Raw genomic sequence first — 24,603 nt, forward strand, 5'->3', positions numbered from 1 at the left:
AAGGGGCAAGCACCGAAGCCGGGCTCAGGCGATGATGTCGGGGATCAGCTGATCCTCGATCTTCACGATCTGATCCTTCAGCGCCAGTTTCTGCTTCTTCAGCCGCCGCAGGGTCAGCTGATCGGGGCGGCCCGTCGCCTCCAGCGCGGCAATCGCCTCATCAAGATCGCGGTGCTCACGCCGCAGCACCTCAAGCTTGATGCGCAGCATCTCGTCGAGGTTGAGTTCCATCGAGGCGTTCATGGCAATCCTGGCGTCGCTCTGGTTTGAGTCGTGGGCTTCGGGTTTGAGAAGTATAGTCTTTTTCCTGCTCGAGGGGAAGAAAACTGCGGGGACCGATCCGGGCGCGCGGGCTTGCGCCGGGGGCGGTGGCGCCCCATATTCAGGACAGGGCCGGATGCCTGACAGGGGCCGGCACGATATGTCGCTTCATTCAAGGGCAAGTCGATGACCAAGATCAGTTTCGGATCGCATCCCTATCTTCTGGGCTTCGAACAGCTTGAACGGCTGGTCGAACGCACCGCCAAGGGGTCGGGCGAGGGCTATCCGCCGTTCAATATCGAGGCGGTGTCGGAAAACGCCTATCGCATCACGCTGGCCGTTGCCGGTTTCCGCGAGGATGAGCTCGCCATTACCGTCGAGGACCGCCAGCTCGTCATTCGCGGACGCCAGGCCGAGGATGAGGGGGACCGCGTGTTCCTGCACCGGGGCATCGCTAGCCGGGCCTTCCAGCGCAGCTTCGTGCTGGCAGATGGGGTTGAAGTTTCGGGCGCCCATATGGAACACGGCCTGCTGCATGTCGATCTGCGCCGTGTCGTGCCCGAGGCGGTCGTGCAAACCATCCCGATCCGCACCTCCCGCAGCGCCGCCGAGGCGCCGGTGAAGCGGATCGAGGCGAAGTGAAGGAGACGGGTCATGGATGTGAAAGTTGATCTTTTCCCGGAAACCGCAGATCGCATCGTCTATGTGCGTCCGGTTGCCGTGGCGGAACTGCCAGAGGAAATCCGCAATCAGGCAGGAGGGATTGAGACCCTCTATGCGGTCCATCGCCCGGATGGCGAAAGACTGGCCCTTGTGCGTGACCGGGCACTGGCTTTTGCCCTGGCGCGGCAGAACGATCTGGCCCCCGTCAGCGCGCATTGACCGCTGTGCGCAAGACCTGGCGCCGGTGCCGGATGGGGCGCGGCGGAGTTGAGTATTTTTGCAAGAAGCAAAACAGGAAGACGGGAAGGGGCGGCGACCGGGCCGCCCCTGTGTCGTTTCAGTGTCCCGCAAGCCAGCGTTCGGCGTCCAGCGCGGCCATGCAGCCCATGCCTGCGCTGGTGACGGCCTGGCGATAAACGTGATCGGTCAGGTCGCCCGCCGCGAAGACACCGGGGATCGAGGTGCGGGTCGAGCCGGGTTCGACCTTCACATAGCCGCCGTTGTGCAGCTCCAGCTGATCCTTGACGAGTTCCGAAGCCGGGGCGTGCCCGATGGCGACGAAGAAGCCTGCGCAGGGCACATCGGTGGTTTCACCCGTCTGCACATTGCGCGCACGGACGGCAGTGACGCCCAGCGGCGCTTCGGTGCCCAGAACCTCGGTCACCTCGTGATGCCACAGGAGTTCGACCTTGGGGTTCTTGAACAGGCGGTCTTGCAGGATCTTTTCGGCCCGCAGGGAGTCGCGCCGGTGGATCAGCGTTACCTTGCTGGCGAAATTGGTCAGGAACAGCGCCTCTTCCACAGCGGTGTTGCCGCCACCGATCACCACGACCTCTTTCCCGCGATAGAAGAAGCCGTCGCAGGTGGCACAGGCCGAGACGCCGAAGCCCTTGAATTTCTCCTCGCTGGGCAGGCCCAGCCATTTGGCCTGCGCGCCGGTCGCCAGGACCACCGCATCGGCGGTGAAGGTGGTGCCGCTGTCGGCATGGGCCACGAAGGGGCGTTTGGACAGGTCAAGCGTCGCGATATAGTCGCTGACGATGTCGGCCCCCATGGCGCGGGCGTGGGATTCCATGCGGACCATCAGATCGGGGCCCTGGACCTCGGTATCGCCGGGCCAGTTCTCGACCTCGGTGGTGATGGTGAGTTGTCCGCCTGGCTGAAGGCCCTGGACCAGAACCGGCTCCAGCATGGCGCGCGCGGCATAAACGGCGGCGGTATATCCTGCCGGGCCGGAACCGATGATGAGGAGGCGGGTATGCCGGGAGTCGCTCATGGAAACCTCGTTGAAAGCGTTCCCCCCATATAAGTGCGCCATGCCGGGGTGGCAAACCCGCAGGGCCAGAGGCGTGGATCGAATTTCAGTGATGTGGCGAAATAATATTGCGTCTGAGGCTGCAAAATCCTAATGTCCGCGCAAAACGTCGGACCACATGCCACGATGGCCCGCGCAGCAAGGATATCTGTACATGGCCGGCTCCAAACTGGACCCAATCGACCGTCACATTCTGGCCGAACTTCAGGCCGACGGGCGGATGACCAATGTCGAGTTGGCCAAGCGCGTGGGCATATCGGCGCCGCCCTGTCTGCGCCGGGTGCGGACGCTGGAGGAATCGGGCTACATCAAGGGCTATCATGCCGATGTGGATGCGCGCGAACTGGGGTTCGAGGTGCAGGTTTTTGCCATGGTGCGGCTGCAAAGCCAGGCCGAGGCGGATCTGAGCGCCTTCGAGGCGCGCTGTCGTGCCTGGCCGCTCGTGCGTGAATGCCACATGCTGAACGGCGAGATCGACTTCATCCTGAAATGCGTCGCACCGGATCTGTCGACGTTTCAGAGTTTCCTGACGGCCGAACTGACCGCCGCTGACAATGTGGCCAGCGTGAAGACCAGCCTTGTCATCCGCTGTGCGAAGGACGAGCCGGGCCTGCCGTTCGACGTTCTGGAAGCACGGCTGAGCAAGAGCGCCTGAAGCCGGGGCATATGTTGTTCCGGGGGGAGGCCTTGGTCGCCCCAACCGGAGCATCCGACCGCACTTTGAGGATTGGCCGGATGTTCCAGCCGACAGGTGGCAGCTGAAACACTCAGGCGGCCCCTGATGCTGCGCAGAGGTTCGCAGCGGGGCCGCCCGTACTGAGCTACACAACCTGTTGCGGATGGCTGGGAGCCAAATTGGGGCAAGGACTTACCCGCCACCATCCGTTCTCGAGGACTAAGGCAAAGGTGGCTGAATTCTGGCGTCTTGTCAAAGTTCCAGCGCTTTTGTGGCGGTGCTGGCAAAGGTTGTGAAGGGTCGCATAGGATTGTTTCGCAATCTTGCCGCAAACGGGGAGGCATCGGGCAGATCTTTCCCCTTGAAGCGGATATCCCGCCCGAATCACCCAAAACGAAAGGCCGCCCCCGTCAGGGCGCGGCCTTTTCGATCTGAAGGGATTTACGGCCGGAACGCGTGGTTCAGCGCGCGGCCTGAGCCCGCTGGGCCGGGGTGGTCGCTTTCACCGCGGCGGGTTTGCGACGGGCGCCGCGCTGCCACGGCATCGCGGGTTGCGCGGTTTCCGAAGCGGCGATCACCGATTTCAGCCAGCGACGTTCTTTCTTCATGTGCAGCTCCTGCATCCTGCATGTGCCCGAACCTGTGGGCCTTTGATGCTGCGAAGATGCCGGAAATTTGCGGCGGGCTTGCGGGAGGATTGTGGCATTTTCTCTGATTGGCCGCGCGGGGCCAGCGGAGAGATTGTGGGGAAATTCGTTATTTTCCGCATCCCGGAAACAGCCAATACCGACTGTTTCACAAATTGCGGCAAATCGCGGGCCGTTCTGCCGCAATCACAACCGGATACAGGAGATCAGCCGCCCGTAATCTGCCTCGCCGCGGTGGGTCGTGCGGCGGTAGGAGTAGAATCGCTCGGCGTCGCTGTAGGTACAGTGTCGTGTCCATTCGGCCTCGCCCACGCCCGCCGCGCGCAGGCGCCACAGCGCATAGCCCGGCAGATCGAACAGGGCGCGGTCGCCCTTGCCATTGGCGAAGAAACGGGCGGTGTCGCGATCATCGTCGATGAAGCTTTCGACGAATTCGGGGCCAACCTCATAGGTCGCCTGGCTGATGGTCGGGCCGATTACGGCGCGGATGCGTGTGCGGCTCGCTCCCAGGGCCTCCATCGCGTCCAGCGTCGCCTCCAGCACGCCGTCTTTCGTGCCACGCCAGCCCGCATGGGCCGCCCCGATGACCTGCGCCTCCGGGTCGGCGAACAGCACCGGCTGGCAATCGGCGGTCAGCACGCCCAGCACCAGCCCCGGCTGGCGGGTCACCATTGCATCGGCGCGTGGCAGCGGCCCCTCATGGGGGCCGGTGACCGTGATCACATCCGGCGAATGCACCTGATGGACACTGACCAGCGCCTCGGGTTCGGCGCCCATGGCCTGCGCCACGCGGCAGCGGTTGATCGCAACCGCCTCGGCCAGATCAGAGGAGCCGTTGCCGCAGTTCAGGCCTGCGAAGATACCGGAGGAAGCTCCGCCTTTGCGGGTGAAAAAGCCGTGCCGGATGGGGGCGAGGGTCGGGGAGGTGATGATCTCGATCATGGCATGTCTCGGGGCGATTGCGGCGGAAAGCCCGGCGGCGGCGCGGTGCCGGGGCGGTGCAGGGCCAGCGCCTTGAACAGCGTTCCCATTTCTTCGGGGTGGGTCAAGCGCCGAGTTGCGGCGATATGGGCCTGAAGCGCCGTGCCGTCCAGCCTTTGCGCCAGCGTGGCCGCGCGTGCCTCGATCCCGAGCGCCACAAGCAGCGCGCCTTGCGTGGTATAGGCGGCGGGGCAGGCTGTGGCCTGCGCCAGCGCCGCGAAATCGACATGGGCGGTCAGGTCTGCGGCACCCGGATCGGCCAGCGGATCGGTGAAAGCATGGTTGCGCAGCGCCTGAAACGTGTCGCCTCGCGAGTGCCAGTCGCCATAGTCAAGGATCAGCGCCACGCCGCCATGCCGCGTGATACGCTCACCAAGCATTGACATCACCGGGATGGCGGCGGGGCAAATCTCCACCACCTCGCCGGGTGCTGTGTCGGCCAGACGGTGATCCAGCGCCGCAATCGGCAGGGCAGGGCCGCGCGCCAGCGCCAGCCGCCCGTCGCGCAGGGTGACCACGGTTTCCTCCCAGCCACCTGTTGCGCGGGTGAACTGGCGGATCGGCAGCGCATCGAAGAATTCGTTGGCCAGCAGGAACAGCGGCGTCTCCGGCAGATCGGCGGCGCTGTCCAGCCATGTGACCGGATGCGCGCCCAGCGTGACACGCTGGCGCGCGCGCAGAGCGGGTGAGGCCTCGACCAGTGTGACCTGTGCCGCCGCATGAAAGCCCGGCACCCGTGCGGTGGCGCGCAGCACATCGGCCATCAGCGTGCCTCTGCCAGGCCCAAGCTCGGCCAGTGTGAAGGGGCTGGGTGCGCCCAGGTCCAGCCAGCTTTGGGCGAGGCACAGGCCCAGCAATTCGCCGAACATCTGGCTGATCTCTGGCGCCGTGATGAAATCCCCCGCCTGCCCGAAGGGCTCGTGCGTGGTGTAATAGCCGTGCTCGGGGTGCAGCAGGCATTCGGCCATGTAATCGGCAAGCGTCATTGGCCCGGTCGCAGCGATGCGGGCGCGCAGGATCGGCTCAAGCGGGGTCATCGGCGGACCGGCGGGCTTTAACGATAAAGTAAGCTCCGGCGAGGATCATGGGCAGCGAAAGCAACTGACCGGCCGTCAGACCGTAACCCCCCAGATGGAGGTAAAGACCCAGAGGATTGTCAGCGGTGATGAATTGCGCATCGGGCTGGCGGACGAATTCCACCAGAAAACGTGCAAGACCATAGCCCGCAATGAAGGTGCCTGCGATCAGGCCGGGGCGGCGGAACGCGCTGGCGGCGCGGAATGCCAGCCACAGCAGCAGCGCGCCGAGGATCAGACCCTCCATCCCTGCTTCGTAAAGCTGGCTGGGGTGGCGGACACAGGGCATCTCCAGCGTGGCGCAGGATTGTGCGGCCTCACCGGGAAAGGCCACGCCCCAGGGCAGGGTGGTCGGGCGGCCCCAAAGCTCGGCGTTGACGAAATTCGCCAGTCGCCCGAGCAGCAAGCCCGGCGGGGTGGCCAGCGCCAGCAGATCAGCGGTGGGCAACATCGGGATGCCTTCGCGCCGGCAGAACAGTGCCGCAGCGACGATGACGCCCAGAAATCCGCCGTGGAAGGACATGCCGCCTTCCCAGACCCGCAGGATCTGCGCGGGATACTGGAGGTAGAAACCCGGCTGGTAGAACAGCACATAACCCAGCCGCCCGCCCAGCACGACGCCAAGGATGATCCAGGTCAGCAGGCGGTCCAGCTGCTCTGCGGTCATCGGCGGGGAGACGGGCCAGAAACGCGGCGTGGCCAGCGCCCGTGTCACAAGCCGCCAGCCGATCAGCAGACCGGCGATATAGGCCAGCGCGTACCAGCGCAGCGCGAAGGTGACCCCGAACAGATCGACCGAGAATACCTCGGGTGACAGGTCGGGGAATGGAATGTAGCTCATACCGGCCTCCGTGACCCCGGCGCAGGCGGGGCCTTTCGCTTGTGTTGCGGGGCTGCGGCATTGTCAACCGCGCCCGCCCCGGCCCTTGATGCGCCGGGCGACAGGCCGCATATAGGGCCGAAGAACAGGAGTAGCCCGATGCAGACGCGCAGCAAGTTTCTGGACGACATGTCGCAGCTGATGACCAACGCCATGGGCGTGGCTCAGGGTGCGAAGACCGAGGCGGAGACGGCGATGAAAAGCCTGATGGATCGCTGGATGGCCGACCGTGATTTCGTCAGCCGCGAGGAATTTGACGCCGTGCGCGCCATGGCCCAGAAAGCCCGCGAGGAAAACGAGGCGCTTTCTGCCCGGATCGCGGCGCTGGAAGCGAAGCTGAAGTAAGCTGCGGTTTTCGGGGTTGCGAAGCGCCCCGTGCCGGTGTTAATCGGTCAGCAGAGCGGCGGGTATGGTGTAGTGGTAGCGCCTCAGCCTTCCAAGCTGATGGGGCGGGTTCGATTCCCGCTACCCGCTCCAGTTTTCCTAAAATATGATGATTTTCCGCGCCTTACGGGCCGCAGAAGTCTTACGCAGGACCATGCCGGATGGCCCTGCTTTCGCGTCAGAGATTGTCGGCCTGCGGCATGCCGAGAACGTGGAAGCCGCCATCGACCCGCACCACCTCGCCCGTGGTGAAGGCGCCGTAATCCGAACACAGCCAGACCGCCGTGCCGCCCACCGCCTCCAGCGTCGCATTCGACCGCAGCGGCGCGTTCTGTTCGGTGTGCCGGTAGGTCGCGCGGGCGCCCCCGATGGCCGCACCCGCCAGCGTCTTCATCGGGCCGGGCGAAATGGCATTGACGCGGATCTTCTGCGGACCAAGGTCATTCGCCAGATAGCGCGTGGCGCTTTCCAGCGCGGCCTTGGCCACGCCCATCACGTTATAATTCGGCGTGACGCGGTTCGACCCCTGGAAGGTCAGGGTGATCAGGCTGCCGCCATCCGGCATCATTTCAGCCGCGCGCCGGCTGACGTCGATGAAGGAGAAGCACGAAATATCAAGCGAATGCTTGAAATTGCCGCGGCTGGTATTGATGAACCGGCCCGTCAGCTCGTTCTTGTCGGAGAAGGCGATGGCATGGACGAGGAAATCCATCGTGCCCCAGCGATCCTTCAGCGCGCCGAAACAGGCCTCCAGACTTTCATCGTCGGTCACATCGACATCCACAAGGAAATCGCTGCCGACCGAGGCAGCCAGCGGTTCGACCCGCTTGCCGAAGGCTTCACCCTGATACGAAAACGCCAGTTCTGCGCCTTCATCGGCCAGCGCCTTCGCGATGCCCCAGGCAATAGAGCGTTCGTTCGCGACACCCATAACGAGGCCGCGTTTGCCTTTCATCAGTTCCGCCATGCCGGCTCTCCCTGAAACGGGGGCATTCAGCCCCGATATTTGCTCATGACCAGCGTGGCATTGGTGCCGCCGAAGCCGAAGCTGTTGGACAACACGGAATCCAGTTCCACCCCTTCGCGGTAGGTGGTGGCGATTTCCTCGGGCTTCAGTTCGGGGTCAAGCTGGGTGACATTGGCCGAGGCCGCGATGAAATTGCCGTCCAGCATCAGCAGCGAATAGATCGCCTCATGCACGCCGGTCGCGCCGAGGCTGTGCCCGGTCAGAGATTTGGTCGACGAGATCGGCGGCACATTGCCTTCGCCAAAGACGCGGCGGATCGCCTTCACCTCGGTCACGTCGCCCGCCGGGGTCGAGGTGCCGTGGGCGTTGATATAGTCGACCTTGCGGCCTTCCGGCAGCGTGGCGACCGCGAGGCGCATCGAGCGTTCGCCACCTTCGCCCGAGGGCGCCACCATGTCGTGACCGTCGGAAGTGGCACCATAGCCGGTAACTTCGGCATAAATCTTCGCGCCACGCGCAAGAGCGTGGTTCAGCTCTTCCAGCACCACGACGCCGCCGCCGCCCGCAATGACGAAACCGTCACGGGTGGCATCAAAGGCGCGGCTCGCGGTGGCGGGGCTGTCATTGTATTTCGACGACATGGCGCCCATGGCGTCGAACAGGCAGCTCAGCGTCCAGTCAAGTTCCTCGCCGCCACCGGCGAACACGATGTCCTGCTTGCCCATCTGGATCAGTTCGGTGCCATTGCCGATGCAATGCGCCGAGGTCGAGCAGGCCGAGGTGATCGAATAGTTCACACCCTTGATCTTGAACGGCGTGGCGAGGCAAGCCGAGTTGGTCGAGGACATGCAGCGCGTGACCATGAAGGGGCCCATGCGCTTGGGCGCGCCCTTCTCGATCACGATCTGATGCGCCTGGAAGAAGTTGGAGGTCGAGGGCCCGCCGGAGCCCACGATGATCCCGGTGCGCTCGTTCGACACGTCGCCCGCCTCCAGCCCGCTATCCGCGATGGCCTGCTGCATGGCGAGGAAGTTATAGGCTGCACCCGGCCCCATGAAGCGCAGGTCGCGTTTGTCGATATGGTCTTCCAGCACGATCTGCGGCATGCCATGAACCTGGCTGCGGAACCCGTGCTCGGCATATTCCGGCGCAAAGACGATGCCGGATTTCCCGGCGCGCAGGCTGGCTTCCACCTCGGCGGCATTGTTGCCGATCGGCGAGACGATTCCGATCCCGGTGATGACGACGCGACGCATGGGGCCTCCCTCAAAATCTCAAGCCTGTTTAGGGCAGCGGGCCGGAAGGGGCAAGCGGGAAGGGGGCTTCCGGGGGCGGGGCAGGGCCTGTTGCAGGAGCGCCCTGCCGATATTACGCACGGATGCGGGCATCGTACCGGGGGTGGCCGGGGCGTGCGCGGACCGCGCTCTGACCTGCCCAAAGCCCTGACCTGACGCATGTCAGGATGCGGCTTCGGAACTAAAATGCCGGGCCTTTGCTTCAGGCCCGGCACAACACGCGCGATCTGACAGATGTTCAGTTTGCGCTGAGCGCGACTTTCATGTCGGTGACCTGATAGATGACCTCGCCATCGGCTTCGACGATGCCGTTGGCCACGCCCATGGTCAGGCGGCGGGTCTGGATCGCCTTGGTGAAATCGACCTTGTAGGTCAACAGCTTGCGGTCGGGCCGCACCATGCCGGTGAGCTTCACCTCGCCCACACCCAGCGCATAGCCGCGCCCCTGCCAGCCGCGCCAGCCGAGGTTGAAGCCGGTGAGCTGCCAGAGGCCGTCAAGGCCAAGGCAGCCGGGCATGATCGGGTTGCCGGGGAAGTGGCATTCGAAGAACCATAGGTCGGGCGTGATGTCGAATTCGGCAACAACATGGCCCTTGCCGTGTTCGCCGCGATCTTCCGAGATGTCGGTGATGCGATCCATCATCAGCATGGGCGGCGCCGGAAGCTGCGCATTGCCCGGTCCGAACAACTCGCCCCGTGCGCATTTCAGCAGATCGTCCTTGGTGAAGCTCGTCGGAAATGCCGCCATCTGGCCCTTTTCTCCTTTTATCCTTGGACCCCTCTATCACCCCGGTCTCTGCCGTGGCAAGGGTGGCGGACCCTGCCTGCGTGGGTTCCGCCGGGATCGCCGCGGCCGGGCAAGCGGTTTGTGGTGCGGGTGCGGGAAATGCGCAGTTATCGGATGTTTCTGGCGGCTTCCGGGCTGGCCAACCTTGCGGATGGGGTGGCGACGGTGGCCTGGCTGTGGGTCGCCACGCTGCTGACACGGGATGCGGCGCTGATCGCGCTTGTTCCGGTGGCCTTGCGGTTGCCCTGGGCGCTGTTCGCGTTGCCTGCCGGGATCGTCGCGGACCGGATGGACCGGCGCAGGCTGATCGTGGCGATGGATGGCCTGCGCGCGGCGGGTTTTGGGGCCGCTGCGATTGCCCTCTGGCTGGCCGCCCCGCTGCCGCCCGCCCCGGACAGCGGTGTGACCTCGCTGCCGCTGTTTGGCGCGCTGTGCCTGTCGGCGCTGATCGTCGGCGTGGCCGAGGTGTTTCGCGACAATGCCGCACAATCCTATCTGCCCGCCCTTGTCCCCTCGGAGGGGCTGGAACGCGCCAATGCCCGGCTCTGGCTGGTTGAGAGCGTCGGCAATGCACTGGTCGGCCCGGCGCTGGGGGCGGCGGCGCTGGGGCTGATGCTGGCCCTGCCTTTCGCGGGTAATGCGCTGGCTTACGCTCTGGCGGGGCTGATCATCGCGGGGATCGCCGGAGGCCCTGCATCCCCGCGCGCGGCAGCGGAGCGCAACTGGCGGCGCGAACTGGCCGAGGGCTGGGTTTTCCTGCGCGGCTCGCCGCTGCTGCGGATGCTCGCGGTGGCGACCGGGTTCTGGAACATGTTCGACAGCATGGTGATGTTCGCACTTGTGCTGCTGGCGCAGGAGAAGCTGGGTCTGCCTGCCGGGCAATACGGGCTTGTGCTGGCAGCGGCGGCGGTCGGGGGGATCGTTTCTGGCCTGATCGGGGACCGGGTGGTCCGCGCCATGGGGGCGGTGCGGCTGATGCGGGTCGCGCTGTTTTCCGGCGCACCCTGCTTTGCCGCCATGGCGGTAGCCCCCGGCCCGGTGACCGTGGGGCTGGCGCTGGGAATGGCGTGGTTCTGGGGCCTGACCTGGAACATCGTCTCGGTCTCGACCCGGCAGCGGTTGGTGCCGGATGCGATCCGGGGGAGGGTGAACAGCCTTTATCGCCTGATGGCTTGGGGCATGATGCCGGTCGGCTCGGCGTTGGCCGGGCTTGTCATCGGCCTTGCCGAAGCACCGCTGGGCCGCATCGCCGCGCTGGAGGCGTCGCTCTGGCTGGCCGCCGCCGGCACGCTGATCCTGACGCTGCTTGTCTGGCGGCCGCTTGGCACCTATCTCCCACAGGCATTGTTGCAAAAGTGACGGTCGGGGGCGCAGGACGGGGAATGGGTTTGAAATCCCCGCCCGGCGGGCTTAGACTGCAAGGATCATTGGACCGGAAGGCAAGATGACCGAGACCGCAGACGATATGGTGATGGCGCGCGCAACCGGCTGGCTTGCGCAGGGGGGCTTGCGGCCGACGCGGCAGCGGCTGGCGCTGGCCTCGCTTCTGGTGGGGGATGGCGCGGATCGCCATGTCACCGCCGAAAGCCTGTTTGCCGCCTCGATGTCGGGCGAGGAGAAGGTCAGCCTCGCCACCGTCTATAACACCCTGCGGGCCTTCTGCGAGGCCGGGATCATGCAGGAAGTCGTGGTCGATGGTTCGAAAAGCTATTTCGATACCCGCATGGACGATCACCCGCATTTCTATTGGGAAGACGACGGCCGGCTGACCGATGCGCCCGCCGATCAGCTTGAGATCACCCGACTGCCCGATGCACCGGAAGGGGCCGAGATCGCGCGTGTCGATGTGGTGATCCGCCTGCGGCGGCGCTGATCGTTAGCGCAATCACGAAACCTGTCGCGCACGACACAGTTGTGTGAAGAGCTGACACAAAGCTCGAAATCACGACGGAACATGAACATCTGACGTAAAAAGTATGGCATTGCCTTGCGACAGCACCGCATGCCGCCTAGATTTTGCTGCCCCGTGCGGGGGATGACATTCCGCAGGGGCCAAGGGGGTCAGACGATGAGCACCTATACCAACCTTCCCGCACCCAGCCCCGAACAGGGGCTGAACCGCTATCTTCAGGAAATCCGCAAGTTTCCGCTGCTGGAACCCGAAGAGGAATACATGCTGGCGAAGGCCTGGGTCGACCGTCAGGATTCGACGGCGGCGCACAGGCTGGTGACCAGCCACCTGCGGCTCGCCGCCAAGATTGCCATGGGTTATCGCGGCTATGGCCTGCCGCAGGCAGAAGTGATTTCCGAGGCGAATGTGGGCCTGATGCAGGCGGTGAAGCGCTTCGATCCCGAAAAGGGCTTCCGCCTTGCCACCTATGCGATGTGGTGGATTCGCGCGGCCATCCAGGAATACATCCTGCGGTCGTGGAGCCTTGTGAAACTGGGCACCACCTCGGCGCAGAAGAAGCTGTTCTTCAATCTGCGCAAGGCCAAGGCCAAGCTTGGTGCGCTGGAGGAGGGGGATCTGCGCCCCGAAAACGTGGCGCAGATCGCCAAGGATCTGTCGGTGACCGAGGAAGAGGTCATCGCGATGAACCGCCGCCTTTCGGGCTCGGATGCCTCGCTCAATGCGACGGTCGGGTCGGACGGCGATGGAACGACGCAGTGGCAGGACTGGCTGGAGGATGAAGACAGCGATCAGGCCGGCGCCTATGAGGAACGTGACGAACTGGACGCCCGGCGCGAGCTGCTGGCGCAGGCCATGGCTGTGCTGAACGACCGTGAAAAGGACATCCTCGTGCAGCGCCGCCTGACCGACGAGCCGGTGACGCTGGAGGATCTGTCGGAAAGCTACGGCGTCAGCCGCGAGCGCATCCGTCAGATCGAGGTGCGCGCCTTCGAGAAGCTTCAGTCGCGCATGAAGGATCTGGCCCGTGGCAAGGGCATGCTGATCGACGCGTGAACTTCTGTCGGGCGACCCTCGGGCCGCCCCTTCAACCGCTGCGGTCCGATCCGCTGTGGCCTGGGCGCTACTCTGCTTCATTCCCGCTGATTTCGGGAATTTCCCGCATCCAGAATGCATTAAACCCGCTGGACCAAATCACGGGCTGATGGCACGATCCTGAAGGCGCTGGTGGGTGCGCCTTTTTCCAGGATTTTTATTATCATGAACAATCCGAAACAGACGCTGGTGATCGGCATGGCAGCCGTGGCCATTTCCGGCGCGATGATCCTCTTCGGTTCCGACGGTGCGAGTCCCGCGTTGCGGACGCTGCAATATCTTTTCTGTGCTCTTGGCCTTGCCGGAGTGATCGGGGCCCTTGTGCAACTGTCCCGGCGGTAGCGTGATGCGGCGGTGCAGCGCCTAAGTCGGCAGGGCAGCGATGCGGGGGCTTTACATCGCGTCGCTTTTCCCGTTCAAAGCGTCGCAATACGACTCTGATGCCGCAGGACGCGGGGCCCGCTGCGGCTGGGCGTTGCGTGCGGGGGCGCGTGTCATTACCTAGGGCGCAAACGAACAAGGACCGGACCCATGTCGATGCCCTCGGAAATGCTCAAGACCTTCCTCAAGCCGATGCACCCGGAGGGCTACAAGTTCGTCGCGGCCTTCGCCGTGGTGACTCTGGTGCTGTTCTGGAACTGGGAACCGCTGGGCTGGATCGGCACGGGCCTGACTGTCTGGTGCTATTACTTCTTCCGCGATCCCAAACGCGCCGTGCCGCAGGGGGAGGGGCTGATGGTTTCGCCTGCCGACGGCATGGTCTCGCTGATTGAACACGCCGTTCCGCCGCCGGAACTGGGCATGGGGGATACGCCGATGCTGCGTGTCTCGGTCTTCATGTCGGTGTTCAACTGCCATGTGAACCGTGCGCCGGTTGCCGGACGGGTGGTGAAGATGGCCTACCGCCCCGGCAAATTCCTCAATGCCTCGCTCGACAAGGCCAGCGAGGATAACGAGCGCAATTCGCTGTGCTTTGAACTGGCGGATGGCCGTCGCATCGCGGTGGTGCAGATCGCCGGGCTGGTCGCGCGCCGCATCGTGCCCTTCGTCAGCGAGGGGCAGGGCCTCAAGACCGGCGAGCGTTTCGGGCTGATCCGCTTCGGCAGCCGGGTTGATACCTACCTGCCGGAGGGCGTGGCGCCGCTGGTGGCGCTGGGCCAGACCTGCGTCGCGGGCGAGACGGTGATCGCGGAACTGGGCCGCGACCTGCCGCAGCGCCTGGCAAAGATGGTGTAAGCCATGGCCACACCGCGCCGCCTGTCCATCGCCGGGCTTTTGCCCAACATGTTGACCGTCGGCGCGCTGTGTGCGGGCGTGACGGCGATCCGCTTCGCTATCGAAGGCTGGTATCGCACTGCGTTGCTGCTGATCCTGCTGGCGGCGGTTCTGGATGGTCTGGACGGGCGCATTGCCCGACTGCTGCGCAGTGAAAGCCAGATCGGCGCCGAACTGGACAGCCTGTGTGATTTCGTGAATTTCGGTGTGGCGCCGGGGCTGATCCTCTGGCTCTGGGCCTTGCAGGATGTGAAGGCGGCCGGCTGGATCGCGGTGCTGATCTATGTGGTTTCGTGTCTCCTGCGGCTGGCGCGCTTCAATCTGGGCAATCGCGCCATCGACAAGGTGGCCGAGAAATCGGGCTTTCAGGGCGTGCCTTCGCCCGCCGGAGCCATGCTGGCCTTCCTGCCGATGTTCGCGGCCTTTTCCTTCGGCGGCAGTGGCGAAAGCCTGCCCGGCGGGGTCGTCGCCTGCTACATGGCGCTGGTCGGCGCGGCGATGATCGGTCGCTTCCGCACGCCCTCGTTCAAGAAAGTCACCTTCGAGGCGCAATATGTGCGCTATGTCGTCGTTGGCTTCGCCGGTCTGCTGGCCGCCTTGCTGGCCTATCCCTGGGCCACGCTGGTGGCTCTGGATCTCGTTTATATCGGAGTGGTGGTGTTCAGCCTGTTCCGCCGCCCCTCTGACCCCGAACCGCTGGAGGAGCCCACGGATGGAGCTTGAGGCCATCGCAAAATCCTATGCCCGCTGGGCGCCGGTCTATGACCGGACTTTCGGTGCAGTGACCAATGCCGGGCGCCGCCGGGCCACCGGCTTTGCCAATGCCGTCGGTGGCGAGGTGCTGGAGGTGGGCGTGGGCACCGGCCTGGCCCTGCCGTTCTATGCGTCACATCTGGCGGTGACGGGGGTGGATTTCTCTGAGGCCATGCTGGCCAAGGCGCGGTCGAAAGTAGCCGAACAGCATCTGACCCAGGTGCGCAGCCTGCGGCAGATGGATGCGCGCGAACTGGATTTCCCGGATGCCAGTTTCGACACGGTCTGCGCCATGCATATCATGTCGGTGGTGCCGGAACCTGAACATGTCCTTTCGGAAATGGCGCGGGTCTGCCGTCCCGGTGGCCATGTGCTGATCACCAACCATTTCGCGGCCGAGGGCAAGGGCGCGATGGCACGGTTAGAGCGGCTGTTCGCGCCGCTGTCGGACCTGCTGGGCTGGCACAGCGATTTTGCGCGCGCCCGCGTGCTGGGCGATGCCCGGCTGGAACTGGTGGAAGAAGACGGCCTGCCGCCGCTGGGCCTGATGACCTATCTGCGTCTGCGCCGCCGCTGACTCTGTCGCGGGCGTTGTCGCGCGGCGGCCCTGCCTTTATGATGTTAGCGAAAACATCGAAAGGGCAGGGCAATGGCGATCACCCGCTGGGGCATTCTGGGTGCGGCTAAATTCGCGCGCGAACATATGGGGCCGGCGATCCATGCTGCCCGCAATGCCGAACTGGTGGCGCTGGCCAGCAGCTCGGCTGACCGGGCCGCGCCCTTCGCGGCTTTTGCCCCCGGCCTGCGCCAGCATGACAGCTATGAGGCGCTGCTGGCCGATCCGGGCATTGATGCGGTCTACATTCCGCTGCCCAATCACCTGCATCTGGAGTGGAGTTTGCGCGCCATCGCGGCGGGCAAGCATGTGCTGACCGAGAAGCCGATGGCGATGCGGGCGGGCGAGTTCGACCGGCTGATCGCGGCGCGCGATGCGTCGGGGCTTCTGGTGGCCGAGGCCTATATGATCGTCCATCACCCGCAATGGCAGAAGGTCCGCGCTCTGATCGCGAAAGGCGCCATCGGGCGGATCGAGCATGTCGATACCGCCTTCAGCTATGACAACCGCGCCGATCCCGGCAATATCCGCAACCGCCCGGAAACCGGCGGTGGCGGCTTGCGTGACATCGGTGTCTATACCTTTGGCTGCACCCGCTTTGCCACCGGGGCAGAGCCTCTTGCGCTGAGCGCACGGGTGAAGCTGGAAAACGGTGTTGATACATGGGCTCAGGTGGTGGGCGAAATGGAGGGGCCGACAGGCCGCTTCACCTGGTCCTCCATCACCTCGATGCGGTTGTTTCCGCGGCAGGAGGTGGTGTTTCAGGGCGAAACCGGCCTGATCCGGCTGAGCGCGCCTTTCAATGCCGGGCTGTTCGGTGAGGCACAGGTGGAACTCCACCGCGCGGGGAACATGCGCGAGTTGTGGCGATTTCCGGCGGTGAACCAGTATGTGCTTCAGGTTGAGGCCTTCGGTCGCAGCCTGCAAGAAGACGTACCCTACGCCTGTCCGCTGGAGTTCTCGCGCGGGACGCAGGCCATGATCGATCAGGTCTTTGCGGTGGCCACAGAAATCTGACCGCGCAGGGGGCTTTCCGCCCCCTCTTGCCTGCGGCAATTCACCCCCCGGGGATATTTTTACCAAGATGAAAGCAGGCCCGTTTTCCCTTGGTCCCGCTATCCTCGGGGGGCAAAGGCCCCTGAGGCATCAGCCCATGGTGACCACGATCTTGCCGGTGGACTTGCGCTCGCGCAGGCTGGCCAGCGCCTCGGGCAGTTGCTCCATCGGGAAACACTGGCTGACATGGGGGTGCAACTCGCCAGCGGCGATCCAGCCGGCCAGCGTGGCAAGGCTCGCCGTCAGCACCTCGGGGCGGAAGCGCAGATAGCCGCCCCAGTACAGGCCCATCACGCTCAGGTTCTTCACCAGCAGCAGGTTGGCGGGCACCTGTGGCACCTCGCCCCCGGCAAAGCCGATGGCCAGCAGGCGGCCTTCGGGGCGGGTGGCGCGCAGGGCCTCCATGAAGGCGGGGCCGCCGACGCTGTCATAGACCACATCGACGCCGCCCAGTTCCTTCAGGCGGTCCCGCAGGCCCGGCGCTTCGCTGTCGATGACGACATCCGCCCCGGCCTGCGCCGCCGCCGCGCATTTCGCGGCGCCCCGCGCCGAGGCGATCACCCGCGCGCCCATCCGTTTGCCGATCTCGACCGCCGTCAGCCCGACGCCACCCGCCGCGCCGGTGACGAACAGGGTTTCACCGGGCTGAAGCCGAGCCTTGTGGTCCAGTGCCAGATGCGAGGTGCCATAGGCGATCTGGAACGCGGCGCCAGTAATGGCATCCATCGCGTCGGGCAGCTTCAGGCAGCGCCCGGCCGGGCAGAGTGTATAATCGGCCAGCCCGCCGATGCCGGGAAAGGCTGCCACACGGTCACCTGAGGCAAGGCCGGTCACATCGGCGCCGACCTCGGCCACTTCTCCTGCAATCTCCATCCCGAGCGTGCAGGGCAGGGCGGGCTTTTCCTGGTACTTGCCCTCTATTGTCAGCAGATCCGCGAAATTGAGCCCGCAGGCCGCAGTGCGGATCAGCACTTCGCCGGGACCGGGCACGGGGCGCGGAAGGGTTACAAGCCGGGGTGGGGTGCCGGTTTCGGCAAGGCGCCATGCACGCATCGGTATGCTCCTGTCCTGTCCCGGTCCCGGCGGCGCGCCCCTGCGCGACCCTTGCCCGGATGATTCCCTTTTTCCGGTTGAGCGGTACAGGTCTGCCGCACGTTGCGCAATAATATTGCGCATTGGTGTCCTGGCCGTGATTTCCGCCCAACAAAAGCGAGGAAATTCACAATATACCTATCCATTCGTATAGCAATCCATATACAAAAGGCACGATTTGTGATCATAAGCGTGGTAGAAAAAAATCAGGTCTTCGCGTATCGTGTTCAATCATACCGCGAAGGGTGGGCCCGAAAAACGCGGCTTTGTAATTGCTAGGGGAGTACGAAGATGAAGCATCCCGTGGACGCGCATGTTGGCAAGCGCATCCGTCACCGCCGCTGGATGGTGGGAATGACGCAACAGCAACTGGCGGAGCGGGTTGGCATCAAGTTCCAGCAAATCCAGAAGTATGAAACCGGCATGAACCGCGTCAGCGCGTCGCGCCTGTGGGACATCGCGGAAACGCTGGGCGTGAACATCAGCTTCTTCTTCGAAGGGATCGACGAAGCGCGCGAGGTGCCCACTCCGGTCGAAGGCGACATCCTGGCCGACAAGGAAGCGCTGGAGCTGGTGCGGTCTTACTATGCGATCCCCGAGGCGCAGCGCCGTCGGCTGTTCGATCTGGCCCGCGTGCTGAGCGACGCTGCCTAGCTGCCCCTTCCGCGCTGACGCGACGCCCCGCTTGCGGGGCGTTTTGCTTTGGCGTGGCTTGACCGGAGCAGGGCCGCGGGGTAGCGCCTTGGCATCCGAGGCAGGAGAGCGATGATGACCGTGATAGCCCCCGATCTTTCGGCCGACCTGGTTTCGGTTGCCCATGAGATGGCGGAGGCCGGGCGCAAGGCGATCCTGCCGCATTTCCGCAGTGTCGGTTTGACAGCGGACAGCAAGGAAACCGTGCGATTTGATCCAGTTACGGTGGCTGACCGGGCGGCAGAGGTCGCGATGCGCGCGGTGCTGGCACAGCGGCGACCGCAGGATGCGATCCTCGGAGAGGAGATGGGGCAGCAGGCCGGCAGCAGCGGGCTGACCTGGGTGCTGGACCCCATTGATGGAACCCGTGCCTTTCTGGCGGGGATGCCCACCTGGGGTGTTCTGATCGCGGTGGCGGGCGCGGAAATGCGGCCGCTTTATGGCCTGATCGACCAGCCCTATATCGCGGAACGTTTCGAGGGCGGGCTTGGCCTGGCCCGGATGCAGGGGCCGGGCGGCAGCCGTGCGCTGGCCACGCGCCCGGCCCGGCCGCTGGACGAATGCATCATCATGTCGACTTTCCCCGAAGTCGGCAGCGCGGAGGAGGGGGCCGCCTTCCATCGTCTTGCCTCACAGTGCCGCCTGACGCGCTATGGGGCGGATTGCTACGCCTATGCCCTGCTGGCGGCGGGGCATATCGACCTTGTGGTCGAGGCCGGGTTGCAAACCTATGATGTCCAGGCCCCGATCGCGGTGATCGAGGCCGCTGGCGGGGTCGTCACCGACTGGACGGGGGCACGCGCCGATATGGGCGGGCGGCTGCTGGCGGCCTCATCTCCCGAGGTCCATGCGGCGGCGCTCGCTGCACTCAGAGGTTGAAAAGCCGCTTGCTGCATCTGCACAATCTGCGCTAGGTTTCGGGCGACGTCGCGAGTCCTTCCCCCCTTCTGTCGCACGTCCTCGTCTGTACCGAAGGGGCGCCAGAGGGGGAGGCGCCATCATGCCTGAAATTCTTGTTCGCAATGCCGATGTCCTTGTGACCATGGACGGCACCCGCCGCGAGATCGCGGGCGGTGATCTGTTGATGCGGGACGGTGTGATCGTTGCCGTCGGGCAGGGGTTGACCACCTCAGGCATGATTGTCGAGGCGCGGGGCTGTGTGGTGACGCCCGGTCTGGTGAACACGCATCATCACCTTTATCAGACGCTGACGCGGGTGGTGCCGGGCGGGCAGGATGCGCTGCTGTTCGGCTGGCTGAAGACGCTGTACCCGATCTGGGCGCGTTTCGGGCCGGAGGAGATGTTCGTCTCTGCCCGGATCGGGCTTGCGGAACTGGCGCTTTCAGGTTGCACGCTGACCTCGGATCACCTGTATCTGTACCCCAACGGCGCGCGGCTGGATGACACGATTGCCGCCGCCCAAGAGGTCGGGCTGCGTTTCCACCCCACGCGCGGCGCCATGAGCATTGGTGAAAGCGCAGGCGGCCTGCCGCCCGACAGTCTGGTGGAGCGTGAGGCCGCTATCCTGGAGGACAGCATCCGCGTCGTCGATGCTTTCCACGATCCGCGCGAGGGCGCGATGGTGCGTGTGGGGCTGGCGCCCTGTTCTCCCTTCTCGGTCAGTCGTGATCTGATGCGCGAGGCGGCGGTTCTGGCGCGCGACAAGGGGGTGATGTTGCACACCCATCTGGCCGAGAATGACGAGGATATCGCCTATAGCCTCGCGCAGTTCGGCTGCCGCCCCGGCCAATATGCCGAGGATCTGGGCTGGACCGGCCCCGATGTCTGGCATGCGCATTGCGTGAAGCTGGATGGCGACGAGATCGGGCTGTTTGCGCGCAGCGCCACCGGGGTCGCGCATTGCCCTTGTTCCAACTGCCGACTGGGCAGCGGTATCGCGCCGGTGCGGGCGATGCGGGATGCGGGCGTGAAGGTTGGGCTGGGCGTCGATGGTTCCGCCTCGAATGACGCGGGCAATCTGGTGGCCGAGGCGCGGCAGGCGCTTTTGTTGCAGCGGGTTGCGCGCGGGGCTGATGCGATGAGCGCGCGCGAGGCGCTGGAGATTGCCACGCTGGGCGGCGCGAAGGTACTGGGGCGCGGCGATTGCGGCTCGCTGGAGCCGGGCAAGCGCGCGGATCTCGCGATCTGGGACATGCGCGGGATCGAGGCGGCGGGCGCCTGGGACCCGGTGGCGGCGCTGATGCTTTGTGGGCCGACGCGGGTGCGCGACCTGTTCGTCGAGGGGCGGCAGGTTGTGCGCGACGGTCAGATGGCAACGCTGGACCTGCCGCGGGCCATCGAGCAGCAGAACCGGCTGGCGCGGCGTCTGGCGGGGCTGTGAACGAAGCCGCTTGCGGCCTGCCGCGGCCTGAGGCATCACCGGGAAAAGCGGAGGGTTCCATGCGCCACGATTACAAATCCCAGCAGGCCGAGACCTTTGAAAGTTTCGAGGCTTTCTCGGCGGATGCGCCGGCCGAGGCGGTCATCACCTATCAGTTCTATCCCGAGGATGTGGACGCGAACTGGGATGGGGTGCAGAAAGCCTTGCAGGCCAAGGGCTTCCGCACCAACCGGGATGACGAGGACGAGTTGCTGGATGCGCTGGTCGGTCCGGTGAAGATCGACGCCGAGACGATCTGGAAGTTCGAGAAGCTGGCCACCGAAATCGCGCTGGAATTCAATTTCACCCCGGATGGCTGGGGCCTGCTGGAAGAGTGAAGGCTGGGCAGGGGGCTGTATGCCCCCTCCGGGCCTGCAGCCCGTTCACCCCCGAGGATATTTTCGCCAAGATGAAGGCTCAGCCGCGCGGCGTGCCATTGATCCAGACGGCACGGATGGCGCGGTCGTCACCCAGCATGATGGTGGGGAACAGTGCCTGCCAGATCGTTTCGGCGCGTGTGGTGGCCTGTGCGATGGCGGGTGTGGAGCCGAGGTCTATCACCACGAGATCCGCCTCCATCCCCGGCGCGATATTGCCGATGCGATCATCGGCCAGCAGGCTGCGGGCGGACCCTTGGGTGGCGAGCCACCAGAGTTCGGCCGGATGCAGGGCGCGGCCGCGCAACTGCCCGATTTCGTAAGCTGCGGCCATGGTGCGCAGCATGGAAAACGACGAGCCACCGCCGGTATCGGTGGCAAGGCCGACCCGGTGACCTGCCGCCTTCAGCCCGCCTATGTCGAAGAGGCCCGAGCCGATGAACGTGTTCGAGGTCGGGCAATGGATCAGGCTCGCATCCACCTCGGCCAGCCGGGCTTTCTCGCGCGGCTCCAGATGGATGGCATGGCCGTAAAGCCCGCCCCGGCCCAGCAGGCCATGCGCCTCGTAGGTATCCAGATAATCGCGGGCATTGGGGTAAAGCCCCTTTACCCAGTCGATTTCGTCCAGTTGCTCGCTCAGATGCGTCTGCATCAGGCAGGACGGGTTGGCGGCCCAGAGCGCCCCAAGCGCCTCAAGCTGTTCGGGGGTCGAGGTGGGCGAAAAGCGCGGCGTGATGACATAGGACAGCCGGTCCACCCCATGCCATTTCGCCAAGAGGGCGGCGCTGTCGTCATGCGCCGATTGTGCGGTATCACGCAGGCCTTCGGGGGCGTTGCGATCCATGCAGGTCTTGCCTGCCCAGATCCGCTGCCCGCGCGCCTGTGCCTCTGACATCAGTGCATCGACGGAAGCCGGATGGATGGTGCAATAGGAACAGACCGAGGTTGTGCCATTGGCCAGTGTCAGGTCAAGATACCGGCCTGCAACCTCGGCTGCATAGGCGGGATCGGCAAAGCGCATTTCCTCGGGGAACGTATAGCTGTTCAGCCAGTCGATCAGCCGCTTGCCCCAGCTGGCGATGATGGCGGTCTGCGGGTAATGCGCGTGGGCGTCGATGAATCCGGCCGAAATCAGGTCGCGCCCGTAATCGGTGACGCGCGCTTGCGGCCAGGCCCGGCGCAGCCCATCCGCCGCGCCCACCGCCACTATGCGGCCTGCCTCGATCACCAGTGCCGCGTCCAGTCGCGCGGCCTCTGGCCCCGCCTCGAACGGATCGGCGGCGAAGCTCAGCACCTGTCCCAGCAGCAGTTCGGTCATCTCGGGCCTCCTGTTCAGCCGGATCAGCCTAAAGTCTTTCCGCTCGCAGGTAAATTTCCGCCACCACCCTGTTTCTTTGAAACAGCTTATCATAAGGTCGCGGCAATCGGCGCGGAGGCATGATGGCGGAACACGAGGCGATCCCGGCAGAGGATGAGGAAGAGCTGGACACGCGGCGCGTGTCAGCGATTCTGGATGCGGTGGAGGCCGGGGACAGTGCGCGATTGCGCGAACTGGTCGATCCGCTGCACGCTGCCGATATCGCCGACCTTCTGGAACAGATCGGCCCGTCCGCCCGCCGCGACTTCCTGCATCTCTACTCGCCCGAGATCGACGGCGACATCCTGTCGGAACTGGACGAATCGATCCGCGAAGAGGTGATCGAGGCGCTGCCGAAAGAGGTTCTGGCCGAGGCGGTCCGCGAGCTGGAAACCGACGATGTCGTTGACATCCTTGAGGATCTGGAGGAACCGCAACAGGCGATCATCCTCAGCGCACTGGCTGATTCCGATCGCGTGGCGGTCGAACAGGCGATGGCCTACCCGGAGTATTCCGCCGGACGCCTGATGCAGCGCGAGGTGGTGGTGGCGCCAGAACACTGGACGGTGGGCGAAACCATCGACCACTTGCGCAGTGCCGAATGGCTGCCCGACCAGTTCTATCATGTCATTCTGGTGAACCCGCGGATGAACCCGGTGGGGTATGTCACGCTGGGCCGGATGCTGGCCTCGCGGCGCGACGTGAAGCTGCGTGACATCGCCGAAGACAGTTTCCGGACCATCGAGGCGACCGAGGAAGAGGCCGAAGTCGCCTATATCTTCAACCAGTATCACCTGATCTCCTGCCCGGTGGTGGACGAAAACGACCGCCTGGTCGGTGTCATCACCATCGACGACGCGATGAATGTGCTAGATGAGGAACACGAGGAAGACATGCTGCGCCTTGCGGGCGTGGGCGATGAAAGTTCGATCTCGGACGGGGTGCTGGATACGGTGAAAAGCCGTATCCCATGGCTGCTGGTCAACCTTGTCACGGCCAATATCGCGGCCGGGGTGATCTCGCTGTTCGAGGGCACGATTTCGGCGCTGGTGGCGCTTGCGGCGCTGATGCCGATTGTCGCTTCGATGGGGGGGAACGCTGGGACGCAATCGCTGACCGTGGCGGTGCGGGCGCTGGCGACGCGCGACCTCACCGGCTCGAACGCGCTCCGGGTGGTGCGACGCGAGGCGGGCGTGGGCCTGATCAACGGTGCGGTCTTCGCGCTGATCATGGGCGGTGTGGCCTGGGCATTGTTCGGGACGCCCCTGCTGGGCGCGGTGATCGGGGCGGCGCTGATCGTCAATCTGCTGGTCGCGGCGCTTGCAGGTGTCATCGTGCCGCTTTTGCTGCACCGCATGGGGCTTGATCCGGCTCTATCATCGGGAACCTTTGTGACCACGATGACCGATGTGATCGGCTTCTTTGCCTTCCTCGGTCTCGCAACCCTGGTGCTGCTGTGACGATCACCGAAATCAAGACCGAGGCGCGGGCGGCGGCCTTTGCCGCGCGCAAACTGGCCCATGCCGCGGGGCAGGGCCGCGCGGCTGCGCTTCTGGCCGATGTGCTGGCGCCCCATGCCGGGAAGCCACTGGCGGGCTATATGGCGATGCGGACGGAAATCGACCCCGCGCCGGCAATGGCTGCGCATACTGGCCCGGTCGGCGTTCCGGTGATCCTGGGCAAGGGGCTGCCGCTGCGCTTCCGCGCCTGGCATCCGGGCTGTGATCTGGTGCCGGGCGAGTTCGGTGCGATGATCCCCGCCACGGGTGACTGGATCGAACCCGAGGTGCTGATCGTACCGCTGGTCGGCTGGGACCGGCGCGGCTATCGTCTGGGTTATGGTGGCGGCTTCTACGACCGCACGCTGGAGGGCCTGCGCGCCAAACGCCCGACACTGGCCATCGGCTTTGCCTTCGCCGCGCAGGAACTGCCCGAAGTGCCGATCGAGCCGACCGATCAGCGGCTTGATATCATCGTGACCGAAACCGGGGTGCTGCGGTTCACCTGACCCAAGGCTGCACAGGCGGCCAGGCTGGAACTTGAGTATTTTTGCAAGAAGCAAGCACAA

General features: G+C 64.9%; 29 protein-coding genes and 1 tRNA gene. 19 read left to right on the plus strand and 11 right to left on the minus strand.

Annotated features, from left to right (window positions below):
• Positions 1-24: 24 nt before the first annotated feature.
• Entirely contained in the window at positions 25-243 is a 219-nt protein-coding gene (locus tag C8N34_RS06480; RefSeq protein ID WP_054301742.1) for a YdcH family protein, read from the minus strand.
• Between the two features lie 204 nt (positions 244-447).
• Here C8N34_RS06480 and C8N34_RS06485 point away from each other — a divergent pair, with 204 nt between their 5' ends.
• Both C8N34_RS06485 and C8N34_RS06490 read left to right on the plus strand, forming a co-directional pair.
• Positions 448-903: an Hsp20 family protein gene (locus C8N34_RS06485; protein WP_054301743.1), complete on the plus strand. Its 456-nt coding sequence runs from the start codon at positions 448-450 to the stop codon at positions 901-903.
• A gap of 12 nt (positions 904-915) precedes the next feature.
• On the plus strand, positions 916-1,143 hold the full coding sequence (locus tag C8N34_RS06490; protein WP_108128250.1) for a DUF1150 family protein: 228 nt from the start codon (positions 916-918) through the stop codon (positions 1,141-1,143).
• 118 nt (positions 1,144-1,261) lie between these two features.
• On the opposite strand, the gene trxB is transcribed toward C8N34_RS06490, so the two are convergent.
• Complete coding sequence (trxB, locus tag C8N34_RS06495; protein ID WP_108128251.1) at positions 1,262-2,200, minus strand: thioredoxin-disulfide reductase; 939 nt, start codon at positions 2,198-2,200, stop codon at positions 1,262-1,264.
• 193 nt (positions 2,201-2,393) lie between these two features.
• On the opposite strand from trxB, the gene C8N34_RS06500 reads away from it, so the two are divergent.
• Positions 2,394-2,894: an Lrp/AsnC family transcriptional regulator gene (locus C8N34_RS06500; RefSeq protein ID WP_054301746.1), complete on the plus strand. Its 501-nt coding sequence runs from the start codon at positions 2,394-2,396 to the stop codon at positions 2,892-2,894.
• Between the two features lie 482 nt (positions 2,895-3,376).
• Here the strand turns inward: C8N34_RS06500 and C8N34_RS26275 are convergent, their stop codons facing one another.
• The 4 genes from C8N34_RS26275 to lgt form a co-directional block, all read right to left on the minus strand.
• Positions 3,377-3,523, minus strand: coding sequence for a hypothetical protein (locus C8N34_RS26275; protein WP_158640452.1), 147 nt, complete (start codon positions 3,521-3,523; stop codon positions 3,377-3,379).
• Between the two features lie 225 nt (positions 3,524-3,748).
• Positions 3,749-4,504 (minus strand): peptidoglycan editing factor PgeF, encoded by a 756-nt coding sequence (gene pgeF, locus C8N34_RS06505; RefSeq protein WP_108128252.1) that lies wholly within the window; start codon positions 4,502-4,504, stop codon positions 3,749-3,751.
• Positions 4,501-5,580, minus strand: coding sequence for a class I SAM-dependent methyltransferase (locus C8N34_RS06510; RefSeq protein WP_108128253.1), 1,080 nt, complete (start codon positions 5,578-5,580; stop codon positions 4,501-4,503). The genes pgeF and C8N34_RS06510 overlap by 4 nt, the downstream gene beginning before the upstream one ends.
• Positions 5,567-6,460, minus strand: a complete 894-nt coding sequence (lgt, locus tag C8N34_RS06515) for a prolipoprotein diacylglyceryl transferase (RefSeq protein WP_108128254.1) — start codon at positions 6,458-6,460, stop codon at positions 5,567-5,569. Before lgt ends, C8N34_RS06510 begins: the two co-directional genes overlap by 14 nt.
• 138 nt (positions 6,461-6,598) lie before the next feature.
• On the opposite strand from lgt, the gene C8N34_RS06520 reads away from it, so the two are divergent.
• A complete protein-coding gene (locus C8N34_RS06520) occupies positions 6,599-6,844 on the plus strand; it encodes an accessory factor UbiK family protein (protein WP_054301750.1) in 246 nt (81 codons plus the stop codon).
• Between the two features lie 58 nt (positions 6,845-6,902).
• A tRNA-Gly gene (locus C8N34_RS06525) sits at positions 6,903-6,976 on the plus strand.
• 85 nt (positions 6,977-7,061) lie between these two features.
• Here the strand turns inward: C8N34_RS06525 and C8N34_RS06530 are convergent.
• From C8N34_RS06530 to fabA, 3 genes are all read right to left on the minus strand, one after another.
• Positions 7,062-7,850 (minus strand): enoyl-ACP reductase FabI, encoded by a 789-nt coding sequence (locus C8N34_RS06530; protein WP_108128255.1) that lies wholly within the window; start codon positions 7,848-7,850, stop codon positions 7,062-7,064.
• Positions 7,851-7,876: 26 nt separating this feature from the next.
• Positions 7,877-9,106 carry a beta-ketoacyl-ACP synthase I gene (gene fabB / locus C8N34_RS06535; RefSeq protein ID WP_054301752.1) on the minus strand — a complete coding sequence of 410 codons (1,230 nt, stop codon included), beginning with the start codon at positions 9,104-9,106 and terminating at the stop codon, positions 7,877-7,879.
• A 277-nt stretch (positions 9,107-9,383) separates the two neighbouring features.
• On the minus strand, positions 9,384-9,893 hold the full coding sequence (fabA, locus tag C8N34_RS06540; RefSeq protein WP_108128256.1) for a bifunctional 3-hydroxydecanoyl-ACP dehydratase/trans-2-decenoyl-ACP isomerase: 510 nt from the start codon (positions 9,891-9,893) through the stop codon (positions 9,384-9,386).
• A 138-nt stretch (positions 9,894-10,031) separates the two neighbouring features.
• On the opposite strand from fabA, the gene C8N34_RS06545 reads away from it, so the two are divergent.
• From C8N34_RS06545 to C8N34_RS06575, 8 genes are all read left to right on the plus strand, one after another.
• Complete coding sequence (locus C8N34_RS06545; RefSeq protein ID WP_108128257.1) at positions 10,032-11,291, plus strand: MFS transporter; 1,260 nt, start codon at positions 10,032-10,034, stop codon at positions 11,289-11,291.
• 85 nt (positions 11,292-11,376) lie between these two features.
• Positions 11,377-11,805 carry an iron response transcriptional regulator IrrA gene (gene irrA / locus C8N34_RS06550; RefSeq protein WP_054301755.1) on the plus strand — a complete coding sequence of 143 codons (429 nt, stop codon included), beginning with the start codon at positions 11,377-11,379 and terminating at the stop codon, positions 11,803-11,805.
• A gap of 195 nt (positions 11,806-12,000) precedes the next feature.
• Complete coding sequence (gene rpoH / locus C8N34_RS06555) at positions 12,001-12,897, plus strand: RNA polymerase sigma factor RpoH (protein WP_054301756.1); 897 nt, start codon at positions 12,001-12,003, stop codon at positions 12,895-12,897.
• Positions 12,898-13,101: 204 nt separating this feature from the next.
• On the plus strand, positions 13,102-13,278 hold the full coding sequence (locus C8N34_RS26280; RefSeq protein ID WP_158640453.1) for a hypothetical protein: 177 nt from the start codon (positions 13,102-13,104) through the stop codon (positions 13,276-13,278).
• A gap of 195 nt (positions 13,279-13,473) precedes the next feature.
• Positions 13,474-14,172, plus strand: a complete 699-nt coding sequence (locus tag C8N34_RS06560) for a phosphatidylserine decarboxylase (RefSeq protein ID WP_108128360.1) — start codon at positions 13,474-13,476, stop codon at positions 14,170-14,172.
• Positions 14,173-14,175: 3 nt separating this feature from the next.
• Positions 14,176-14,934 (plus strand): CDP-alcohol phosphatidyltransferase family protein, encoded by a 759-nt coding sequence (locus C8N34_RS06565; protein WP_054301757.1) that lies wholly within the window; start codon positions 14,176-14,178, stop codon positions 14,932-14,934.
• Entirely contained in the window at positions 14,924-15,541 is a 618-nt protein-coding gene (locus C8N34_RS06570) for a class I SAM-dependent methyltransferase (protein ID WP_054301758.1), read from the plus strand. Before C8N34_RS06565 ends, C8N34_RS06570 begins: the two co-directional genes overlap by 11 nt.
• A gap of 72 nt (positions 15,542-15,613) precedes the next feature.
• Complete coding sequence (locus C8N34_RS06575; RefSeq protein WP_108128258.1) at positions 15,614-16,597, plus strand: Gfo/Idh/MocA family protein; 984 nt, start codon at positions 15,614-15,616, stop codon at positions 16,595-16,597.
• Positions 16,598-16,726: 129 nt separating this feature from the next.
• Here the strand turns inward: C8N34_RS06575 and C8N34_RS06580 are convergent, their stop codons facing one another.
• Positions 16,727-17,689, minus strand: a complete 963-nt coding sequence (locus tag C8N34_RS06580) for an NADPH:quinone oxidoreductase family protein (protein WP_108128259.1) — start codon at positions 17,687-17,689, stop codon at positions 16,727-16,729.
• Between the two features lie 330 nt (positions 17,690-18,019).
• On the opposite strand from C8N34_RS06580, the gene C8N34_RS06585 reads away from it, so the two are divergent.
• The 4 genes from C8N34_RS06585 (at position 18,020) to C8N34_RS06600 (ending at position 21,139) form a co-directional block, all read left to right on the plus strand.
• Entirely contained in the window at positions 18,020-18,382 is a 363-nt protein-coding gene (locus C8N34_RS06585) for a helix-turn-helix domain-containing protein (RefSeq protein WP_054301761.1), read from the plus strand.
• Between the two features lie 114 nt (positions 18,383-18,496).
• Positions 18,497-19,300, plus strand: coding sequence for an inositol monophosphatase family protein (locus tag C8N34_RS06590; protein WP_108128361.1), 804 nt, complete (start codon positions 18,497-18,499; stop codon positions 19,298-19,300).
• Positions 19,301-19,421: 121 nt separating this feature from the next.
• Positions 19,422-20,762 (plus strand): 8-oxoguanine deaminase, encoded by a 1,341-nt coding sequence (locus tag C8N34_RS06595; protein ID WP_108128260.1) that lies wholly within the window; start codon positions 19,422-19,424, stop codon positions 20,760-20,762.
• 59 nt (positions 20,763-20,821) lie between these two features.
• Positions 20,822-21,139, plus strand: coding sequence for a ribonuclease E inhibitor RraB (locus C8N34_RS06600; RefSeq protein ID WP_108128261.1), 318 nt, complete (start codon positions 20,822-20,824; stop codon positions 21,137-21,139).
• Positions 21,140-21,218: 79 nt separating this feature from the next.
• On the opposite strand, the gene guaD is transcribed toward C8N34_RS06600, so the two are convergent.
• A complete protein-coding gene (gene guaD / locus C8N34_RS06605; protein WP_108128262.1) occupies positions 21,219-22,496 on the minus strand; it encodes a guanine deaminase in 1,278 nt (425 codons plus the stop codon).
• Between the two features lie 122 nt (positions 22,497-22,618).
• Here guaD and mgtE point away from each other — a divergent pair, with 122 nt between their 5' ends.
• The gene (mgtE, locus tag C8N34_RS06610) at positions 22,619-23,995 is read left to right on the plus strand and encodes a magnesium transporter (protein ID WP_082400754.1); all 1,377 of its coding nucleotides are present in this window, start codon (positions 22,619-22,621) and stop codon (positions 23,993-23,995) included.
• On the plus strand, positions 23,992-24,543 hold the full coding sequence (locus C8N34_RS06615; protein WP_108128263.1) for a 5-formyltetrahydrofolate cyclo-ligase: 552 nt from the start codon (positions 23,992-23,994) through the stop codon (positions 24,541-24,543). Before mgtE ends, C8N34_RS06615 begins: the two co-directional genes overlap by 4 nt.
• Positions 24,544-24,603: the final 60 nt, after the last annotated feature.

Source organism: Gemmobacter caeni (assembly GCF_003054195.1).
In the GTDB taxonomy this organism is placed as follows: Bacteria; Pseudomonadota; Alphaproteobacteria; order Rhodobacterales; family Rhodobacteraceae; genus Gemmobacter; species Gemmobacter caeni.

Bases quoted from the DNA above. Each gene is read 5' to 3' on its own strand.
- C8N34_RS06480 (WP_054301742.1), bottom strand. From the start codon at position 243: ATGAACGCCTCGATGGAACTCAACCTCGACGAGATGCTGCGCATCAAG.
- C8N34_RS06485 (WP_054301743.1), top strand. From the start codon at position 448: ATGACCAAGATCAGTTTCGGATCGCATCCCTATCTTCTGGGCTTCGAA.
- C8N34_RS06490 (WP_108128250.1), top strand. From the start codon at position 916: ATGGATGTGAAAGTTGATCTTTTCCCGGAAACCGCAGATCGCATCGTC.
- trxB (WP_108128251.1), bottom strand. From the start codon at position 2,200: ATGAGCGACTCCCGGCATACCCGCCTCCTCATCATCGGTTCCGGCCCG.
- C8N34_RS06500 (WP_054301746.1), top strand. From the start codon at position 2,394: ATGGCCGGCTCCAAACTGGACCCAATCGACCGTCACATTCTGGCCGAA.
- C8N34_RS26275 (WP_158640452.1), bottom strand. From the start codon at position 3,523: ATGAAGAAAGAACGTCGCTGGCTGAAATCGGTGATCGCCGCTTCGGAA.
- pgeF (WP_108128252.1), bottom strand. From the start codon at position 4,504: ATGATCGAGATCATCACCTCCCCGACCCTCGCCCCCATCCGGCACGGC.
- C8N34_RS06510 (WP_108128253.1), bottom strand. From the start codon at position 5,580: ATGACCCCGCTTGAGCCGATCCTGCGCGCCCGCATCGCTGCGACCGGG.
- lgt (WP_108128254.1), bottom strand. From the start codon at position 6,460: ATGAGCTACATTCCATTCCCCGACCTGTCACCCGAGGTATTCTCGGTC.
- C8N34_RS06520 (WP_054301750.1), top strand. From the start codon at position 6,599: ATGCAGACGCGCAGCAAGTTTCTGGACGACATGTCGCAGCTGATGACC.
- C8N34_RS06530 (WP_108128255.1), bottom strand. From the start codon at position 7,850: ATGGCGGAACTGATGAAAGGCAAACGCGGCCTCGTTATGGGTGTCGCG.
- fabB (WP_054301752.1), bottom strand. From the start codon at position 9,106: ATGCGTCGCGTCGTCATCACCGGGATCGGAATCGTCTCGCCGATCGGC.
- fabA (WP_108128256.1), bottom strand. From the start codon at position 9,893: ATGGCGGCATTTCCGACGAGCTTCACCAAGGACGATCTGCTGAAATGC.
- C8N34_RS06545 (WP_108128257.1), top strand. From the start codon at position 10,032: ATGCGCAGTTATCGGATGTTTCTGGCGGCTTCCGGGCTGGCCAACCTT.
- irrA (WP_054301755.1), top strand. From the start codon at position 11,377: ATGACCGAGACCGCAGACGATATGGTGATGGCGCGCGCAACCGGCTGG.
- rpoH (WP_054301756.1), top strand. From the start codon at position 12,001: ATGAGCACCTATACCAACCTTCCCGCACCCAGCCCCGAACAGGGGCTG.
- C8N34_RS26280 (WP_158640453.1), top strand. From the start codon at position 13,102: ATGAACAATCCGAAACAGACGCTGGTGATCGGCATGGCAGCCGTGGCC.
- C8N34_RS06560 (WP_108128360.1), top strand. From the start codon at position 13,474: ATGCCCTCGGAAATGCTCAAGACCTTCCTCAAGCCGATGCACCCGGAG.
- C8N34_RS06565 (WP_054301757.1), top strand. From the start codon at position 14,176: ATGGCCACACCGCGCCGCCTGTCCATCGCCGGGCTTTTGCCCAACATG.
- C8N34_RS06570 (WP_054301758.1), top strand. From the start codon at position 14,924: ATGGAGCTTGAGGCCATCGCAAAATCCTATGCCCGCTGGGCGCCGGTC.
- C8N34_RS06575 (WP_108128258.1), top strand. From the start codon at position 15,614: ATGGCGATCACCCGCTGGGGCATTCTGGGTGCGGCTAAATTCGCGCGC.
- C8N34_RS06580 (WP_108128259.1), bottom strand. From the start codon at position 17,689: ATGCGTGCATGGCGCCTTGCCGAAACCGGCACCCCACCCCGGCTTGTA.
- C8N34_RS06585 (WP_054301761.1), top strand. From the start codon at position 18,020: ATGAAGCATCCCGTGGACGCGCATGTTGGCAAGCGCATCCGTCACCGC.
- C8N34_RS06590 (WP_108128361.1), top strand. From the start codon at position 18,497: ATGACCGTGATAGCCCCCGATCTTTCGGCCGACCTGGTTTCGGTTGCC.
- C8N34_RS06595 (WP_108128260.1), top strand. From the start codon at position 19,422: ATGCCTGAAATTCTTGTTCGCAATGCCGATGTCCTTGTGACCATGGAC.
- C8N34_RS06600 (WP_108128261.1), top strand. From the start codon at position 20,822: ATGCGCCACGATTACAAATCCCAGCAGGCCGAGACCTTTGAAAGTTTC.
- guaD (WP_108128262.1), bottom strand. From the start codon at position 22,496: ATGACCGAACTGCTGCTGGGACAGGTGCTGAGCTTCGCCGCCGATCCG.
- mgtE (WP_082400754.1), top strand. From the start codon at position 22,619: ATGGCGGAACACGAGGCGATCCCGGCAGAGGATGAGGAAGAGCTGGAC.